At 74.1% G+C, this 16,155-nt stretch carries 14 protein-coding genes; 10 read left to right on the top strand and 4 right to left on the bottom strand.

Going from position 1 to position 16,155, the window contains the following annotated elements; translation table 11 throughout:
• The first annotated feature begins 12 nt into the window (after positions 1–12).
• Positions 13–426 (top strand): RidA family protein, encoded by a 414-nt coding sequence (locus IG86_RS0125435; RefSeq protein ID WP_030825499.1) that lies wholly within the window; start codon positions 13–15, stop codon positions 424–426.
• Positions 427–475: 49 nt separating this feature from the next.
• Here the strand turns inward: IG86_RS0125435 and IG86_RS0125430 are convergent, their stop codons facing one another.
• Complete coding sequence (locus tag IG86_RS0125430) at positions 476–2,050, bottom strand: alpha/beta hydrolase (RefSeq protein WP_030899961.1); 1,575 nt, start codon at positions 2,048–2,050, stop codon at positions 476–478.
• A gap of 112 nt (positions 2,051–2,162) precedes the next feature.
• Complete coding sequence (locus IG86_RS0125425) at positions 2,163–3,194, bottom strand: Rv2578c family radical SAM protein (protein ID WP_030899958.1); 1,032 nt, start codon at positions 3,192–3,194, stop codon at positions 2,163–2,165.
• 164 nt (positions 3,195–3,358) lie between these two features.
• Here IG86_RS0125425 and IG86_RS0125420 point away from each other — a divergent pair, with 164 nt between their 5' ends.
• From IG86_RS0125420 to IG86_RS0125405, 4 genes are all read left to right on the top strand, one after another.
• The gene (locus IG86_RS0125420; RefSeq protein WP_030649710.1) at positions 3,359–3,808 is read left to right on the top strand and encodes an SRPBCC family protein; all 450 of its coding nucleotides are present in this window, start codon (positions 3,359–3,361) and stop codon (positions 3,806–3,808) included.
• A gap of 188 nt (positions 3,809–3,996) precedes the next feature.
• Positions 3,997–4,833 carry a M55 family metallopeptidase gene (locus tag IG86_RS0125415; RefSeq protein ID WP_030825502.1) on the top strand — a complete coding sequence of 279 codons (837 nt, stop codon included), beginning with the start codon at positions 3,997–3,999 and terminating at the stop codon, positions 4,831–4,833.
• Position 4,834: 1 nt separating this feature from the next.
• The gene (locus IG86_RS0125410) at positions 4,835–6,217 is read left to right on the top strand and encodes a M20/M25/M40 family metallo-hydrolase (protein ID WP_107056280.1); all 1,383 of its coding nucleotides are present in this window, start codon (positions 4,835–4,837) and stop codon (positions 6,215–6,217) included.
• A 13-nt stretch (positions 6,218–6,230) separates the two neighbouring features.
• Complete coding sequence (locus IG86_RS0125405; RefSeq protein ID WP_030899953.1) at positions 6,231–8,228, top strand: S9 family peptidase; 1,998 nt, start codon at positions 6,231–6,233, stop codon at positions 8,226–8,228.
• Between the two features lie 3 nt (positions 8,229–8,231).
• Here the strand turns inward: IG86_RS0125405 and IG86_RS0125400 are convergent, their stop codons facing one another.
• Positions 8,232–9,290 carry a vWA domain-containing protein gene (locus IG86_RS0125400; protein ID WP_030899950.1) on the bottom strand — a complete coding sequence of 353 codons (1,059 nt, stop codon included), beginning with the start codon at positions 9,288–9,290 and terminating at the stop codon, positions 8,232–8,234.
• Positions 9,291–9,490: 200 nt separating this feature from the next.
• Between IG86_RS0125400 and IG86_RS0125395 the strand changes: the two genes are divergently transcribed.
• The 3 genes from IG86_RS0125395 to IG86_RS0125385 all read left to right on the top strand — a co-directional run bounded on the left by IG86_RS0125395 (position 9,491) and on the right by IG86_RS0125385 (position 13,052).
• The gene (locus IG86_RS0125395) at positions 9,491–10,048 is read left to right on the top strand and encodes a GNAT family N-acetyltransferase (protein WP_030899948.1); all 558 of its coding nucleotides are present in this window, start codon (positions 9,491–9,493) and stop codon (positions 10,046–10,048) included.
• 69 nt (positions 10,049–10,117) lie between these two features.
• Positions 10,118–11,017 (top strand): arginase family protein, encoded by a 900-nt coding sequence (locus IG86_RS0125390; protein WP_030825511.1) that lies wholly within the window; start codon positions 10,118–10,120, stop codon positions 11,015–11,017.
• A gap of 64 nt (positions 11,018–11,081) precedes the next feature.
• A complete protein-coding gene (locus tag IG86_RS0125385; RefSeq protein ID WP_030899945.1) occupies positions 11,082–13,052 on the top strand; it encodes a DUF5107 domain-containing protein in 1,971 nt (656 codons plus the stop codon).
• A gap of 108 nt (positions 13,053–13,160) precedes the next feature.
• Here the strand turns inward: IG86_RS0125385 and IG86_RS0125380 are convergent, their stop codons facing one another.
• Positions 13,161–14,027 (bottom strand): methyltransferase domain-containing protein, encoded by an 867-nt coding sequence (locus tag IG86_RS0125380; protein ID WP_030899942.1) that lies wholly within the window; start codon positions 14,025–14,027, stop codon positions 13,161–13,163.
• 192 nt (positions 14,028–14,219) lie between these two features.
• Here IG86_RS0125380 and IG86_RS0125375 point away from each other — a divergent pair, with 192 nt between their 5' ends.
• Both IG86_RS0125375 and IG86_RS0125370 read left to right on the top strand, forming a co-directional pair.
• A complete protein-coding gene (locus IG86_RS0125375) occupies positions 14,220–14,792 on the top strand; it encodes a TIGR03086 family metal-binding protein (RefSeq protein ID WP_030825517.1) in 573 nt (190 codons plus the stop codon).
• A gap of 122 nt (positions 14,793–14,914) precedes the next feature.
• Positions 14,915–16,132, top strand: a complete 1,218-nt coding sequence (locus IG86_RS0125370) for an aminotransferase class I/II-fold pyridoxal phosphate-dependent enzyme (RefSeq protein WP_030899939.1) — start codon at positions 14,915–14,917, stop codon at positions 16,130–16,132.
• Positions 16,133–16,155 lie beyond the last annotated feature (23 nt).

The raw sequence follows: 16,155 nt of genomic DNA, 5'->3' as shown, positions 1-16,155 counted from the left end.
CAAGATCGGTCCATGACCGATCACAGCGGAAGCCACCTGACCCGCATATCCGCACCCGAAGGGGTCAGCCCCGGCGCCCACTACAGCCACGTCGTCCTCGGCACGGGACGGTTCGTCGCCGTCTCCGGGCAGTGCGCCCTCGACGAGAAGGGGTCGGTCGTCGGCGAGGGCGACGCCCGCGCGCAGGCCCGGCAGGTCTTCGAGAACCTACGGCGCTGCCTGGCCGCCGCCGGAGCCACCTTCGACGACGTCGTGAAGCTGACGTACTTCGTCACCGACGTCGCGCACCTCCCGGCGGTGAGGGAGGCACGCGAAGCCGTCATCCCCGCCGACCGGCTGCCCGCGTCCTCGGCCGTCCAGGTCTCGGCCCTGTTCCGGCCGGAACTCCTGCTGGAGGTGGAGGCCTTCGCGGTGCTGCCGGACTGAGGCCCGGCCGGCGGGCCGGCCGCTTGGCCGGCCCGCCGGCCCCGGACGGTCAGCCGCGGAAGCCGAGCAGGCCGTGCAGGGCCGCGCCGCCCGCCGAGGGGGGTACGGCCCGGGTCGCCGCCGTCGGCTGCGGGGCCGCCTGCGCGGGGCAGGTGGCGTCCGCGGCCTGCCCGGTCCTCAGGTAGGCCGCCACCTTCTCGTCCAGGCACTTGTTCCCGCTCAGGGCGATGCCGTGGTTGCCGCCGCCCTCCTCGACCACCAGGGCCGAGCCCGACAGCTTCTCCCGCATGCTGACCGCGCCGTCGAAGGGGGTCGCCGCGTCGTCCGTCGCCTGCAGGAGGAGGGCGGGCGGCAGGTCCGCGTTGGTCACGTCCGGCGCCCGCAGCGGCTCCGTCGGCCAGAACGCGCACGGGGCGTTGTACCAGGCGTTGTTCCAGGTCATGAACGGCGCCTTGGCGTGCGTGCGCCACATGTCCGCGCGCCACTCGTTCCAGTCCCGGGGCCAGGCCGAGTCCCGGCACTGGACCGCCGTGTACACGCTGTAGCTGTTGCCCGCCGAGGGCTCCACCGCACCGAACCGCTCGTACGCCGCCACCAGGGGCTTGGGGTCCTCCTTCACCGAGTACGCCGCGAAGGCCTCGGCGAGGCTGGGCCAGTAGCCGTTGTAGTAGCCGCCCGGCATGTAGGTGTCCTCCAGCTCCGACGGGCCCACCTTGCCGCCGGCCGGGGTCCGGCGCAGCGCCTGCCGCATCGCGTACCAGCGGGTCTCCACCGCCGCCGGGTCGGCGCCGAGCCGGTAGGTGGCGTCGTGCTGCGCCACCCAGGCCAGGAACGCCTTGTGGCGGGCGTCGAAGGCGAGGTCCTGGGAGAGGTTGTCCTCGTACCAGACGCCGGTCGGGTCGACGACGGAGTCCAGGACGAGCCGGTGCACCCGGCCCGGGTGCAGCTTGGCGTACACCGCGCCCAGGTAGGTCCCGTAGGAGTAGCCGAAGTAGCTGATCCGTTCCGCGCCGAGGGCGGTGCGCAGCACCTCGATGTCCCGGGCGGCGGAGACGGTGCCGATGTGGGGCAGTACGTCGGCGTGCTTGGCGCCGCAGGACTCGGCGAAGGCCCGTACGCGGTCCAGGTTGGCCCGCTCGGTGGCCTCGTCCTGCGGTACGGAGTCGGGCCGTACGGGGGTGAAGTGCCCGGACCCGCAGTCGAGGGCGGGCTCGCTCTTGCCGACCCCGCGGGGGTCGAAGCCGATCACGTCGTACTGCGCGGCGACGTCCTTGGGCAGGGCGGAGGCGACGAAGCCGGCGAGTGCGCGTCCGCTGCCGCCCGGCCCGCCCGGGTTGACGAGCAGGGGGCCCTGGGAGGTCTTGGCGGTGTGGGGGACCCGGGTCAGCGCGAGCGTGATCGTCCGGCCGGCCGGCCGGTCGTGGTCGAGAGGCACCTTGAGGGACGCGCACTGGAGCGTCGGGTAGCGGGGGGTCGCGCAGCCGGTCCAGCGCAGCGCGGCCTGCGCGGCCGTCCCGGCCGGGGCGGGCGCGGCCGGGGCGGCCGTCACCGGACTCGCGAGGGCGGCGGCGACGGTGGAGATCGCCAGCAGGACGGCGGCGCGCTTCTTCAAGGGGTGGAGCATGGGGCCTCCCAGCCGAGTGTTCTGGGCGGAATCGTCCCGGAAACCGTGCCTGGAAGACGGGATTGGAAGGGCTATTGGCCCGATGTGATGACCGTTCAGGGCGTGATGGACGTCAGAGGAGGGTCAGCTGCGTCGCCCCGGCGGGCGCGGGCCCGTCCGGGCCGTCGGGGCCGGCGATCCTGCGGGCCGCGCCCCGCCGGGCCGGCCCGATGCCGAATTCGGCCGCCAGTTCGTGGACTTGGCGGGTGATCATCCGCTGGTACCAGGTGGGTGCGTAGGCGCCGCCCGCGTACATCCGCTCGTACCGTTCGACGAGGTGCGGGTGGTGCTCGCCCAGCCAGGCGGTGAACCACTCGCGGGCCCCGGGCCGCAGATGGAGTACCAGGGGTGTCACGGAGGTGGCGCCGGACTCGGCGACGGCCCGGACGGTGTCCCGCAGCTGTGCGGGGGAGTCGCCGAGGAAGGGGATCACCGGGGCCATCAGCACCCCGCACTCGATTCCGGCGTCGGTCAGCGTCCGTACGGCGTTCAGCCGGGCGGCGGGGGAGGGCGTCCCGGGCTCCACGGTCCGCCACAGGGCCGCGTCGGTGAAGCCGACGGAGACGGAGATCCCGACGTCGGTGACCTCGGCGGCCTCGCGCAGGAGGGGGAGGTCGCGCAGGATCAGCGTGCCCTTGGTGAGGATCGAGAAGGGGTTGGCGCGGTCGCGCAGTGCCTCGATGATCCCCGGCATCAGCCGGTAGCGGCCCTCGGCCCGCTGGTAGCAGTCCACGTTGGTGCCCATGGCGATGTGAGCACCGGTCCAGCGGGGCGCCGCCAGCTCGCGGCGCAGCAGTTCGGGGGCGTTGGTCTTGACGACGATCTGGGAGTCGAAGCCGAGGCCGGTGTCGAGGTCGAGATAGCTGTGGGTCTTGCGCGCGAAGCAGTACACGCAGGCATGACTGCAACCGCGGTAGGGGTTGACGGTCCATTCGAACGGCATGCGCGAGGCGCCGGGCACCCGGTTGACGATCGACCGGGCCCGTACCTCGTGGAAGGTGATCCCCCGGAACTCGGGGGTGTCGATCGTGCGGGTCACGACGGCGTCGGCCTCGAAGAGCGCGGCCGGCCCCGCGGGGCCCTCGGTCAGGTTCTCCCAGCGCATGGTGCGCCTCCCTCGGTAGCTCTGCCGAGAGAATAGAACAAACGTTCCCATGATCGTGCGGCTCCGGAGCCCCGCCGGCCGGCGGCCGGCCCGGATTTGGGCCACCGCCCCGGAGGTGGTTGGCTTCGCCGTGACGAGCGGACACAACTGCTGGAGGAACAGGTATGGCGCAGGTCGAGGCCACCACGGAGCGCATCATCGGGGCCGACGCGGAGACGGTCTTCGACACGCTGGCCGACTACAGCGGGACCCGGGGCAAGCTGCTGCCCGAGCACTTCAGCGAGTACGAGGTGCGCGAGGGCGGCGACGGCGAGGGCACCCTGGTGCACTGGAAGCTGCAGGCCACCAGCAAGCGCGTGCGCGACTGCCTGCTGGAGGTCACCGAACCCACCGACGGGCAGCTCGTGGAGAAGGACCGCAACTCCTCCATGGTCACCACCTGGGTGGTCACCCCGGCCGGCGAGGGCAGGTCCAAGGCCGTCGTCACCACCGTCTGGAACGGCGCCGGCGGCATCGGCGGCTTCTTCGAGCGCACCTTCGCCCCCAAGGGCCTCGGCCGGATCTACGACACCCTGCTGGCCAACCTGGCCGCCGAGGTCGAAGGCAAGGCCTGAGCAAGCCCGTTGCCCGGGCCCGGGCGGGCCCGGGCGGGGTCTGGCCACCTCACCGGTTCGGGTGGACTTTCCGCCCCGCCCCCGCCCGCGCGCTGATCCGCCGGGGAGCGCGGGACAGGACTTAGGGTGGGCGCAGTGCGTGCCGTCCGCGTCGCGCGCGACCGCGCTACCGACCGCACGGGGGCCCGATGAAGATCCTCATCTCCGCCGACATGGAAGGCGCCACCGGCGTCACCTGGCCCGCCGACGTGCTGCCCGGCACGCCCCAGTGGGAGCGCTGCCGGGCCATGTTCACCTCCGACGTCAACGCCGCCGTGCTCGGCTTCTACGACGGGGGAGCCGACCGGGTCGTCATCAACGAGGCCCACTGGACCATGCGCAATCTGCTGCTGGAGCGCCTCGACGCCCGCGCGGAGATGCTCACCGGCCGCCACAAGTCCCTCTCCATGGTCGAGGGCGTCCAGCGCGGCGACGTCGACGGCATCGCCTTCGTCGGCTACCACACGGGCGCCGGGTCCGAGGGCGTGCTCGCCCACACCTACCTCGCCAACTCCATCACCGGGGTCTGGCTCAACGGGACCCGCGCGAGCGAGGGACTGCTCAACGCGCACGTCGTCGCCGAGTACGGAGTCCCCGTCATCCTGGTCACGGGCGACGACCTGACCTGCGTGGACGCCGCCGGCTACGCCCCCGGGGCGGTGACCGTCGCGGTCAAGGACCACGTCTCGCGCTACGCCGCCGTCTGCCGCACCCCGGCCCGCACCGCCGCCGACATCCGGGCCGCGGCCAAGGAGGCCACCGCCCTCGCCGTCCGGCGCGACCCCGTGCCGGGCGGCGGCCCGTACACCGTGGAGCTGGAGTTCGACGCCGAACACCTGGCCATGTCCGCCACGGTCGTCCCGGGGGTCCGGCGCAGCGGGGAGCGCAGGGTCGCGTACACCAGCGAGACGATGTACGAGGGGATCCGCGCCTTCAAGGCGGTCACGACGGTCGTCTCGGCGGCCGTGGAGGAGCAGTATGGCTGACATGCGCGCAATCGAAACCGGGGCCCCCGTCGACGCCGACGGCGCCACCGTGGACGGCGTCACCGCGGTGGTGGACGCGGTGGCCCTCGACGAGGCCGTCGGCTTCACCTCGGACCTCATCAGGATCGACACCACCAATCGGGGCGGCGGCGACTGCCGCGAGCGGCCCGCCGCCGAATACGTCGCCGAACGGCTCGCGGCCGCCGGCCTGGAGCCGCTCCTGCTGGAGCGCACCCCGGGCCGCACCAACGTCGTCGCCCGCGTCGCGGGCGACGACCCCTCCGCCGACGCCCTCCTCGTCCACGGCCACCTCGACGTGGTCCCCGCCGAAGCCGCCGACTGGAGCGTGGACCCCTTCTCCGGCGAGGTCCGGGACGGTGTCGTCTGGGGCCGTGGCGCCGTCGACATGAAGAACATGGACGCGATGGTGCTGGCCGTCGTACGCGCCTGGGCGCGCGCGGGAGTCCGCCCGCGCCGGGACATCGTGATCGCCTACACCGCCGACGAGGAGGACAGCGCCGTCGACGGCTCCGGCTTCCTCGCCGACCACCACCCGGAACTCTTCGAGGGCTGCACGGAAGGCCTGAGCGAATCCGGCGCCTTCACCGTCCACACCGGCCCCGGGCGGACCCTCTACCCGATCGCCGCCGGCGAACGCGGCACCGCCTGGCTCAAGTTGACCGCGCGCGGCACCACCGGCCACGGCTCCAAGCCCAACAAGGCCAATGCCGTCAGCCGGCTCGCCGCCGCGGTCGCCCGGATCGGCGCGTACGAATGGCCGGTCCGGCTCACCGACACCGTCACCGCCTGCATCACCGAACTCGCCGCCCTCCAGGGCCTGTCGGTCGACCCGCGGCGCCCCGGCTTCGACCTCGAATCGGTCCTCGGCAAGCTGGGCCCGGCCGCCGCCCTCGTCGAGGCGACCGTCCGCAACAGCGCCAACCCGACCATGCTCAGCGCCGGTTACAAGCTGAACGTGATCCCCGGCGAGGCCACCGCCTTCGTCGACGGCCGCATGCTGCCCGGTGGCGAGGCCGAGTTCATCGCCACCCTCGACGAGCTCACCGGCCCCGACGTCACGTGGGAGTTCCACCACCGGGAGGTCGCGCTCCAAGCGCCCGTGGACGGGCGGACGTACGCCGTGCTGCGCGAGTGCGTCGAGCGGTTCGACCCGGACGGGCACGTGGTGCCCTTCTGCATGGCGGGCGGCACCGACGCCAAGCAGTTCTCCCGGCTCGGCATCACCGGCTACGGCTACTCCCCGCTGAAGCTGCCACCCGGCTTCGACTACTGGTCCCTCTTCCACGGCGTGGACGAGCGGGTCCCCGTCGAGGCCCTCCACTTCGGCGTCCGCGTCCTCGACCGCGCGCTGCGCACCCTGTGAGCGGGGCCCGGTGATGTCCGCCGCGCAGACCTGTCCGTACGGGAGCTGGCCCTCGCCGATCGACGCGAGCCTCGCGGCCTCGCTCGACGGACGGCCCGAATACCTCGGCACGATCGGCCCCGAAGTGTGGTGGACCGAGCCCCGGCCGCGGGAGGCGGGCCGCCGCACCCTGGTGCGCCGCCGCCCCGCCGGCACCGGCAGCGAGGTCAGCGAGCTGCCCGCACCGTGGAACGTGCGCAGCCGGGTCACCGAGTACGGCGGCCTGCCCTGGGCGGGGGCCGAGCGGGAAGCCGGCGGACCCCTGCTGGTCTTCGTCCACTTCGCCGACCAGCGGCTGTACGCGTACGAGCCGGACGCGCCCGGCGCCCCCGACCCGCGGCCCCTGACCCCCGTGTCCGCGACGGGCGGCGGGCTGCGCTGGGCCGACCCGGTGCTGCGCGGCGACGAAGTGTGGTGCGTACTGGAGGAGTTCACCGGACCCGCCCCGACCGATGTGCGCCGGGTCCTGGCCGCCGTACCGCTGGACGGGTCGGCGGCCGGGGACCGGACGGCCGTGCGGGAGCTGGGCGACGACCGTCACCGCTTCACCACCGGCCCCAGGCTCTCCCCGGACGGCCGGCGGGCGGCCTGGCTCGTGTGGGACCACCCCCGGATGCCCTGGGACGGCACCGAGCTGCAGCTGGCCGAGGTCACCGCCGACGGACGGCTGGCCGGGGTGCGGACCGTCCTCGGCGGCCCCGACGAGTCCGTCGCCCAGGTCGACTGGACGGCCGACGGAACCCTCCTCGCGGTCAGCGACCGCGGCGGCTGGTGGAACCCGTACCGGGTGGACCCGGACACGGGGTGGGCGGTCAATCTGTGCCTGCGGGAGGAGGAGTTCGGAGGAGCCCTGTGGAAGCCCGGACTGCGCTGGCTCGCCCCGCTCCCCGACGGGCTCGTCGCCGTGCTGCACGGCCAGGGCTCCTCGGTGCTCGGCATCCTGGACCCGGAGAGCGGCGACCTGGTGGACGCGGCCGGGCCGTGGACGGCCTGGCAGCCGACGCTCGCCGTGCACGGCAGCCGCGTCTACGGGGTCGCCGCCAGCCCGCGCAGCGCCTACGAGGTGGTCGAGCTGGACACCGCCAGCGGGCACGCCAGGGTCGTCGGCGCCCAGGGTGCGGACCCGGTGGACCCGGCCTACTACCCCGAGCCGCAGAGCCGCACCTTCCTCGGCCCGGACGACCGGCAGATCCACGCGCACGTCTACCCGCCGCACCACCCGGCCTGCCGGGCCGCCGCCGACGAACTGCCCCCGTACGTGGTGTGGGCGCACGGCGGTCCCACCGACCACGTGCCGCCCGTACTCGACCTGCACATCGCCTACTTCACCTCGCGCGGGATCGGCGTGGTCGAGGTGAACTACGGCGGCTCCACCGGCTACGGCCGCGCCTACCGGGAGCGGCTGCGCGAACAGTGGGGCGTGGTGGACGTGGAGGACTGCGCGGCGGTGGCCCGGGCGCTGGCCGTCGAGGGCACCGCCGACCCCGTCCGGCTCGCCATCCGCGGCGGCAGCGCGGGCGGCTGGACGGCGGCGGCCTCGCTGGCCGCGACCGACCTGTACGCGTGCGCGGCGATCATCTACCCGGTGCTGGACCTGGTCGGCTTCGCCGAGGAGACCCACGACCTGGAATCCCGCTACATCGACGCTCTGGCGGGGCCGCCGCAGACGCTGGCCGTCCTGTGCCGCGAGCGCTCCCCGGTGGCCCGGGCGGACCGGATCACGGCGCCGTTCGTCCTGCTCCAGGGGCTGGACGACCCGGTCTGCCCGCCGGCGCAGGCGGAGCGGCTGCTGGCCGCGATGCGGGGCCGGCCGGTGCCGCACGCGTATCTGGCCTTCGAGGGCGAGGGCCACGGCTTCCGCCGCGCGGACACCATGGTCCGGGCGCTGGAGGCGGAACTGTCGCTGTACGCGCAGGTCTTCGGGATCGAACGCACCGACGTGCCGCGGCTCGCGCTGGAGACCTCTTCGTGAATCTCAGACCATGACGAGCAGGCGGGTCTTCGCCTTGAGCTTCCTGTTCACCGAACGGCTCTGCACGTAGACCTCCAATTCCGGGTTGTGGCCCGCCTTCACGGAGACGGTCCCCTGAATGCCCGTGCCGAAGAGGAGGCTGCGCGCCGCGTCGCCCGTGTAGGCGCGGTCGGTGTTCTTCTCGACGACGATGACCTCCTTGTCGGGCTGCACCTGGACCCGGTTTCCCAGCTGGTAGTAGCAGGAGCCGCGTTCGTAGGTCACGTCGGGGTGGGAATCCACGAAGAGGCGGATGGCCATGTCCGCGTCGACCTCCAGCAGCCGGTACTTGTCCGCCGCGATCGGTTCGAGATTCGCCCGCACGTCGTCGACGGAAATGTCCTGGCCGACCGCGAACAGGTTCTTCGTGCCGCGCACGCCCTTCTCCCGGCCGCGCAGGAAGCTGGTGGCCGCGGCGCGCACGGTGCCGATGGCCTCCTTGACGCCCTCCTGGGAATCCGCGTCCCAGATGGCGATGTTCCCCGCCGGGAAGCCGTAGTTCTGGGCGGTCCGCTTCGCCAGGGAGTTCGGAACGAGGATCGCGGAGGTCCAGTGCTCCGGGAGCGAGCCCATCGTCGCCGCGATCCGGTCGAGCCACGGGCCGAGGATGGCCATGTCGCCGTCGTGCCGGCGGTCGCCTCCGGAGGCGTTCTCCTCGCCGTCGGTCACCACGATCTGGAGGAAACTGTGCTCGCCGTATTCCTCCCAGATGTGTCCCAGGTCGTCCAGGGATTTCAGGGAAGCCTCGATGAGAGCCGTGGCTCCGTTCTTCACCTTGTAAAGGCCGCGCATGGACGGCAGGTGTTTCACGTCCATGTCCCAGACCAGGTTTTCCACCCTGTGGTCGAAGGAATAGAGGCTGATCCGCGTCTCGTGGCCGAGGCTGTCCGACTCCGCCTTCAAGCCGGCCACGAACTCGTCCACGACGCGGATGAGTTGATTCTGGTGCTGACGCATGGAACCCGAACAGTCCACTACCAGCGCGACGTGATTCACCTTGTGCTGGATCCTGTTTGCGGACATGATTGCGCCCCTTTTCCGAAGCTCCCCGAGTGATGTGTCCACACTATGGGGAGCCACTGACAACGGAGCTTGACGGACGATCAGCCGTCGTGCCTCGAAGAGCACCTCGAAGCCGTCCCCCGCCAGGTCCACGGCGGCGAAGCTGTCCCTCACCGAGCAGCCGGGGGGAGCCGGTGCCGGGTTCGTCCTAGCCTTGTCCGATGACCCATTCCCTTCACGTCCGGGAGGGCGCCCGTGTCGGCCTGCGGCCCTACCGGCTCTCCGACGGGCCCGAGTTCACCGCGCGGGTGCGCGAGAGCCGGGACCTCCACCGCCCCTGGCTGTTCCCGCCGTCCACCATCGAGGAGTACGAGCCCTACGCGGCCCGGCTGACCGGGGACGACACCCGTACCGGGTTCCTCGTGTGCGAGCTCGCCACCGGCGCCCTGGCCGGCTTCGTCAACGTCAACAACATCGTGCGGGGCGCCTTCCGGTGCGGGGCCCTCGGCTACGGTGCCTTCGCGCACGCCGCCGGCCGCGGACTCTTCCGCGAAGCCCTCGGCCTGGTCCTCGACCACGCCTTCGCCCCCGTCGGGGAGGGCCTCGGCCTGCACCGGCTGGAGGCCAACGTCCAGCCCGGCAACACGGCCTCGATCGCGCTGGTCCGCGGCGCCGGATTCCGGCTGGAGGGGCTCTCCCCCGACTTCCTCCACGTCGACGGCGCCTGGCGCGACCACGAACGCTGGGCCGTCACGGCCGGGATGCGGCGCGCGGGGTGACGCCGCCCGGCGCGGCGGGCGACCGGCGATTGCTCCCCGCCCCGGCGCCGGATCCCGCAGGATGGAGGGATGCGCACCCTCGTACTGCTCGATGCACCGTCCAACCTGGGCCTGCGGCCGCCCGCGCCCGGGACCGTCCCCGGCGTCTACAAACTCGCGGGCGCCCTGCGCGAACAGGGCCTGCTGGGCAGGCTCGGGGCGCGCGAGGGAGGCGTCGTGGTGCCGCCCCGCTACGACCGCGGTGACTGGGCGGAGGGCGACGGCGTCTTCAACGCGGAGGCGCTCGCCGCGTACACCGTCACCCTCGCCGACCGCATCGAACGCCACCTGCGGGCCGGGGAGTTCCCCGTGGTCCTCGGCGGGGACTGCTCCATCCAGCTCGGCGCCTCGCTCGCCATGCGCCGCACCGGCCGCTACGGTCTCGCCGCCGTCGACGGCTCCGCCGACTTCCGCCACCCGGGCAACACCGCCGTCAACGGGCCGGTCGGGGCCGCGGGCGGCGAGGAGCTGGCCCTGGCCACCGGCCGCGGGCAGGCCTCCCTCAGCGACCTGGAGGGGCTCGCGCCGTACCTGCGGGACGAGGACGTGCGGCTCTTCGGGCTGCGCGACGGGGACGCGGACCTCCTGGAACTGGCGGAGGCCGGGATCTTCGCCGCCACCGTCGGCGAGATCCGCCGCAGGGGCGCGGAGGCTGTCGCGCGGTCGGCCCTGGACGGCCTGCACCCGCCCGTCACCGACGGGTTCTGGGTGCACCTGGACGCCGACGTGCTCGACCCGGAGGTGATGCCCGCCGTCGACAGCCCCGACCCCGGCGGCCTGCGGCCCGACGAGGTCGCCGGACTGCTGGCCGTCCTGGTGGGGTCACCGCGCTGCGTCGGGCTGAACGTCACCATCTACGACCCGGACCTCGACCCGGACGGCCGTGCGGGCGCGCTGCTGGCGGATCTGGTGGCGGGGGCCTTTGCGTAATCCTGACCGGTGGTGATCCGCGGAACCCCTGTGCACCGGCCGCCGTGACGTGTTCCATTTCCTCATGGCCACCACCGTCCGACGCGCCGTACTGACCCTCCCCGCAGCCCCGTTGGGCTCCGACAACCCGCTGCCCGCCCTGCGCGCCCCCGACGGCGTGCACGACCTGGACGAGCGCTCCCGCGACGGCCTGCCGCGCGACATGGCCCGGCAGATCGGCTACGAACCGCTGCGCTCCCTGCTGCCCGTACAGATCCGCGACGGGTACCGGCGCGAGCGCGCGGAGCGGGAGTTCGAGGCCGTCGTCATCGAGAACGAGCACCTGCGGGTGACCGTCCTCCCGGGCCTGGGCGGGCGCGTCCACTCGCTCGTCCACCTGCCGACCGGCCGCGAACTGCTCTACCGCAACCCGGTGTTCCAGCCCGCGAACTTCGCGTTGAACGGCGCCTGGTTCTCCGGCGGCATCGAGTGGAACACCGGCGCGACCGGCCACACCACGCTCTCCTGCGCCCCGCTGCACGCCGCGCTGGTGCCGGCCCCGGACGGCGGCGTGATGGTCCGGCTGTGGGAGTGGGAGCGGCTGCGCGACCTGCCCTTCCAGGTGGACCTGTGGCTGCCGGAGGACTCGCGGTTCCTGTACGTCGGCGTCCGCGTCCGCAACCCGCACGAGCGGCCCGCCCCCGTGTACTGGTGGTCCAACATCGCCGTCCCCGAGGACCCGGGCAGCCGCGTCCTGGCCCCCGCCGACGAGGCCTGGCACTTCGGGTACGAGCGCTCGCTGCGCCGGATCCCCGTGCCGGAGTGGGAGGCGGCGGACCGCACGTACCCGCTGCGCAGCGAGTACCCGGCGGACTACTTCTACGAGGTCGCCGACGGGGCCCGGCCCTGGATCGCCTCCCTGGACGCCGCCGGGCACGGCCTCGTGCAGACCTCCACCGGGCGGCTGCGCGGGCGCAAGCTGTTCGTGTGGGGCGCGGGCAGCGGCGGCCGGCGCTGGCAGGAGTGGCTGACCGAGCCGGGCACGGGCGGCTACGCGGAGATCCAGGCCGGACTGGCCCGCACCCAGCTGGAGCACGTACGGCTGGAGGGCGGGGCGGAGTTCAGCTGGCTGGAGGCGTACGGGCCGCTGTCGGCGGAGCCGGCGGCGGTGCACGGCGCGGACTGGCCGGCGGCCCGCACCGCCGCCGAGGACGCGCTGGAGGCCGTACTGCCGCGCGAGCGCGTGGACGCGGCGTACGAGGCGTGGCGCGGCCGCGCCGACACCGAACCGGGGGAGCGGCTGGCGGTGGGCTCGGGCTGGGGGGCGCTGGAGGTGCTGTGCGGGGGCCACCGGCTGCCGGGTACGCCCTTCGAGGAGTCCACGCTGGGCGACGAGCAGGAGCCCTGGCTGGAGCTGTGGCGCACGGGCGTCCTGCCCGCCCCGCGCCGGGTGGTGCCGCCGGGCCCGAGCCTGGTCGCCGCGCACTGGCGGGACATGCTGGAGACGGCCCCCGCGGACCCGCTGACGGAGTACCACCTGGGCGTGGCCCAGTGGCACGCGGGGGACACCGCCCAGGCGGTGCGCAGCTGGGAGCGCGGGCTGGCGCTGGCCCCCTCGCAGTGGCCCCTGCTGCGGTGCCTGGCGGTGGCGGACGCGCTGGCGGGCGACGCGTCGCGGGCCGCCGACGGATTCGCGGCGGCCTTCGAGGACCTGGCCGCGGAGAGCCGCGGGGGCGAGCCGTGGACGGCGGCGGAGTCGGCGCTCGGCCAGGAGGCGATGGCCGCGCTCCTGACGGCGGGACGTCTGGCGCAGGCCCGGTCCGTCTGGGACCGGCTGCGGCCGGCCCTGCGCGAACAGGGCCGCTTCCGGCTGCTGGCGGCCCGGCTGCTGGCGGCGGAGGGCCATGTACGGGCGGCCCGCCGGGTCTTCGAGGACGGCTTCGAACTCCCCGACCTGAGGGAGGGCGAGGAGACCCTGTCCGAAGTCTGGTCGGCCCTCACCGACTGCCCCCTGCCGGCCCGCTACGACTTCCGGATGCGGCCCGCCACCTCTTGATCCCGTCGAGGAGCCGATGCCGTCTGCACGGGGTGGTGCCCGGTGACGGCACGGCCCCTTCCGGTGAGCGGTGAGCGGTGAGCGGTGAGCGGTGAGGACGGGGCGGGGTCAGGCCCGGCAGAGGATTTCGGCGTTCAGGACCGAGAACCAGCCGTCCGGGGAGGCGCCCCAGCTGTGCCAGGCGTTCGCGGCCGCCTCCAGGTCGGCGGCGCTCGCGTGGCCGCCGTGGACGGCGATGTCCGCGTACGCGGAGGCCTTCGTACGGTCGGCCCACAGGGCGGACCACCACGCCGTCTCCTCCGGGGTGGCGAAGCACCAGGCGGTGGCCGAGGAGGTCACGTCCGTGAAACCGGCCTGCCGGGCCCAGGCCCGCAGGTGGCGGCCCGCGTCGGGCTCGCCGCCGTTGGCGCGGGCCACCCGTCGGTACAGGTCCAGCCACGCGTCCAGTCCCGGCGTCGCCGGGTACCAGGTCATCGCCGCGTAGTCGGCGTCGCGCGCGGCGACGACCCCGCCCGGCCGGCACACCCGCCGCATCTCGCGCAGCGCCCGTACCGGGTCCCCGACGTGCTGCAGCACCTGGTGGGCGTGGACCACGTCGAAGGAGTCGTCCGGGAAGTCCAGGGCGTGCACGTCCGCGACGGCGAAGGTCACGGAGCCGTCCAGGCCGCGCTCCTCCACATGGGCCCGGGCCTGTGCCAGGACGTCCTGGGCCGCGTCGACGGCGGTGACCCGGCCGCCCGGTGCGACCAGCTCCGCCAGGTCCGCCGTGATCGTGCCCGGCCCGCAGCCGACGTCCAGGACCGCCATCCCGGGGCGCAGCTCGCCGATCAGGTAGGCGGCGGAGTTCCGGGCCGTGCGCCAGCGGTGCGAGCGCAGGACCGACTCGTGGTGACCGTGCGTGTAGACGGCGGTCTCCCCGGCGGCGTTCGCGGCGGCGTTCGTAGCGGCGTTCGTGGTGGCGTGCGTGGCGTCCATGACCTCGGCCCCTCCTCGTCGAAGCGTTGGCACCACCGTAAGCGATCAGTTCGTCATGTGAGATATGCGTTTTGACATGTGGACACGCTGCTTGCCTGCCAACAGGGTTGGGCGGGGCGGTGGCAGGGCCGGGTGGGGGCGAGGAGAGTTGCTGCAGGGGGATGTCACCCCCGGCGGAGGGCGGTGGGAGCCATGTCCGACGCGCTGCTCGAACGGCACGCCGAAGCGCTGCGCCTCTTCGGCGAGCGGGTGCGCGCCGTCAGGGCCGACCAGTGGGGCGCGCCCACCCCGTGCACGGAGTGGACCGTGCGGGACCTGGTCAACCACGTCACCGGTGAGCAGCTCTGGATCCCGCCGCTGATCACCGAGGGCCGCACGATCGAGGAGCTCGGCGACGCCTTCTCCGGGGACGTGCTGGGCGACGACGCGGTCGCCGCCTGGGACCGGGCCTCGGGCGCCGCGCACGCCGCCTTCGCCGCGTCCGGCGCGCTGGACCGGACCGTGCGGCTCTCGTACGGGCCCGCGCTCGGTTCCGCGTACTGCTCGGAGCTGACCGCCGACTGCGTCGTGCACACCTGGGACCTCTGCCGCGGCATCGGGGTCGACGACCGGCTGCCCGACACCCTCGTGGAGTTCTCCGTCAAGGAGGTCATGCCCTACGCCGACGGGCTCGCGGCCAGCGGTATGTACGCCGAGCCGGTCGACGTCCCGCCGGGCGCGGACGCGCAGACCAGGCTGCTCGCGATGGTGGGGCGCAAGGGCTGAGCCCCGAGGGGCGGCCGACGGGCGGCGCCCGACGACGGGCATAGCCGTCCAAATAATCGTATAAAGGTCAGGGTCGGCGGAGTGCGGCGCGACGAAGCGGAAGGCGGACAGCGGTGGAGGGGATGCAGCGCACGACGGCGGAGGGCCGCGGCCCGGTCCGCTACGGCCCGCCCACGCCGCAGCCGGGCCTGCCCGTGCTCTCCGAACTGATCTCCGTCCTCGGCGCGGCCGCCGGGCGTTCCTCGCCCCAGCCCGCGGGCGGCGGGGCATCGCTGCGCGAGGCCGCCTGCCGGTACTGGGGCCGACGCGGACTGGCCACCTCACCGGAGAACGTGGCGGCGGGTCCGGGCGCCCCGGCCCTGCTCCTGGCCCTCCTCGGGGCGTACGGGGGCGACGTGATGCTGCCCCGGCCCTGCCCCGCCTGGTGGACCCCTCAGGTCCGGCTGCTCGGCCGGCGGGCCTACCACGTACCCACCCCCGCCGAGTGCGGCGGCGTACCGGACCCCTACGCCCTGCTGGAGACCGTACGGCGGGTGCGCGCCGAGGGCGGCGCCCCGCGGGTGCTGCTGCTGTCGGTCGCCGACGACCCGACCGCGACCGTGCCGCCGCCCGAGCTGGTGCGCGAGGCGTGCGAGGCCGCCGAGGCCGCCGGGCTGTTCGTCGTCAGCGACGAGAGCTGGCGCGACACCGTCCACCGGCCCCACGACGACATCGTCCTCAGCCCCGCCGAGATGCTGCCCGACCAGGCGGCCGTCCTCGTCGACCTGTCCGGCGCGCTGCTGCCCGCCGGCTGGCCCGCCGCGGTGGTCCGCTTCCCCGCCACGGGGCAGGGGGCCCTGCTGCGCGCCCACACCCTCGACGTCCTCACCGCCACCGGCGCGATGGTCGCCGGGCCCGTCGCCGGCGCGGCCGCGCACGCCCTCGACGAACCCGACGCCGTCGCCGCCCGCTCGTACGCGGCCGCCCGCCTGCACGGCCTGGTGGCCGCCGCCGCGCACCGCGAGATCCGCGCCGCGGGGGCCCTGGCCCGGCCCCCGCAGGCCGGGCGGCACCTCTACGCCGACCTCACCCCGCTGCGCGCCGGACTCGCCAGGCACGGGGTCGGCGACGCCCTGGAGCTGGAGGACTGGCTCGGCGGCCGGCTCGGCGCACCCACTCCCGGCGGACAGCGGTTCGCGGACGAACTGGGCGCGCTGCGGGTGAGGTTGTCCACCGGCCCGCTGCTGGGCGCCACGCCTGAGGAGCGGCTGGCCGCCCTCACCGCCCGCGATCCGCTCGAACTGCCGCACGTGCGGAGTTCCCTGGACCTCCTCGGATCGGTCCTGGCCGGGCTGGCCTGACCCCCGGGGCCGGCCGTCCCGGC

It is taken from the genome of Streptomyces virginiae (assembly GCF_000720455.1).
In the GTDB taxonomy this organism is placed as follows: domain Bacteria; phylum Actinomycetota; class Actinomycetes; order Streptomycetales; family Streptomycetaceae; genus Streptomyces; species Streptomyces virginiae.
Note: the sequence above shows the minus strand (reverse complement) of the source record. Positions and strands in the feature narration are given on the sequence as shown.

Coding starts and splice junctions, on each gene's coding strand:
- IG86_RS0125420 (WP_030649710.1), top strand. CDS start 3,359: ATGGCGCAGGTCGAGGCCACCACGGAGCGCATCATCGGGGCCGACGCG.
- IG86_RS0125425 (WP_030899958.1), bottom strand. CDS start 3,194: ATGCGCTGGGAGAACCTGACCGAGGGCCCCGCGGGGCCGGCCGCGCTC.
- IG86_RS0125380 (WP_030899942.1), bottom strand. CDS start 14,027: ATGGACGCCACGCACGCCACCACGAACGCCGCTACGAACGCCGCCGCG.
- IG86_RS0125395 (WP_030899948.1), top strand. CDS start 9,491: ATGACCCATTCCCTTCACGTCCGGGAGGGCGCCCGTGTCGGCCTGCGG.
- IG86_RS0125435 (WP_030825499.1), top strand. CDS start 13: ATGACCGATCACAGCGGAAGCCACCTGACCCGCATATCCGCACCCGAA.
- IG86_RS0125405 (WP_030899953.1), top strand. CDS start 6,231: ATGTCCGCCGCGCAGACCTGTCCGTACGGGAGCTGGCCCTCGCCGATC.
- IG86_RS0125390 (WP_030825511.1), top strand. CDS start 10,118: ATGCGCACCCTCGTACTGCTCGATGCACCGTCCAACCTGGGCCTGCGG.
- IG86_RS0125385 (WP_030899945.1), top strand. CDS start 11,082: ATGGCCACCACCGTCCGACGCGCCGTACTGACCCTCCCCGCAGCCCCG.
- IG86_RS0125415 (WP_030825502.1), top strand. CDS start 3,997: ATGAAGATCCTCATCTCCGCCGACATGGAAGGCGCCACCGGCGTCACC.
- IG86_RS0125430 (WP_030899961.1), bottom strand. CDS start 2,050: ATGCTCCACCCCTTGAAGAAGCGCGCCGCCGTCCTGCTGGCGATCTCC.
- IG86_RS0125370 (WP_030899939.1), top strand. CDS start 14,915: ATGCAGCGCACGACGGCGGAGGGCCGCGGCCCGGTCCGCTACGGCCCG.
- IG86_RS0125375 (WP_030825517.1), top strand. CDS start 14,220: ATGTCCGACGCGCTGCTCGAACGGCACGCCGAAGCGCTGCGCCTCTTC.
- IG86_RS0125400 (WP_030899950.1), bottom strand. CDS start 9,290: ATGTCCGCAAACAGGATCCAGCACAAGGTGAATCACGTCGCGCTGGTA.
- IG86_RS0125410 (WP_107056280.1), top strand. CDS start 4,835: ATGCGCGCAATCGAAACCGGGGCCCCCGTCGACGCCGACGGCGCCACC.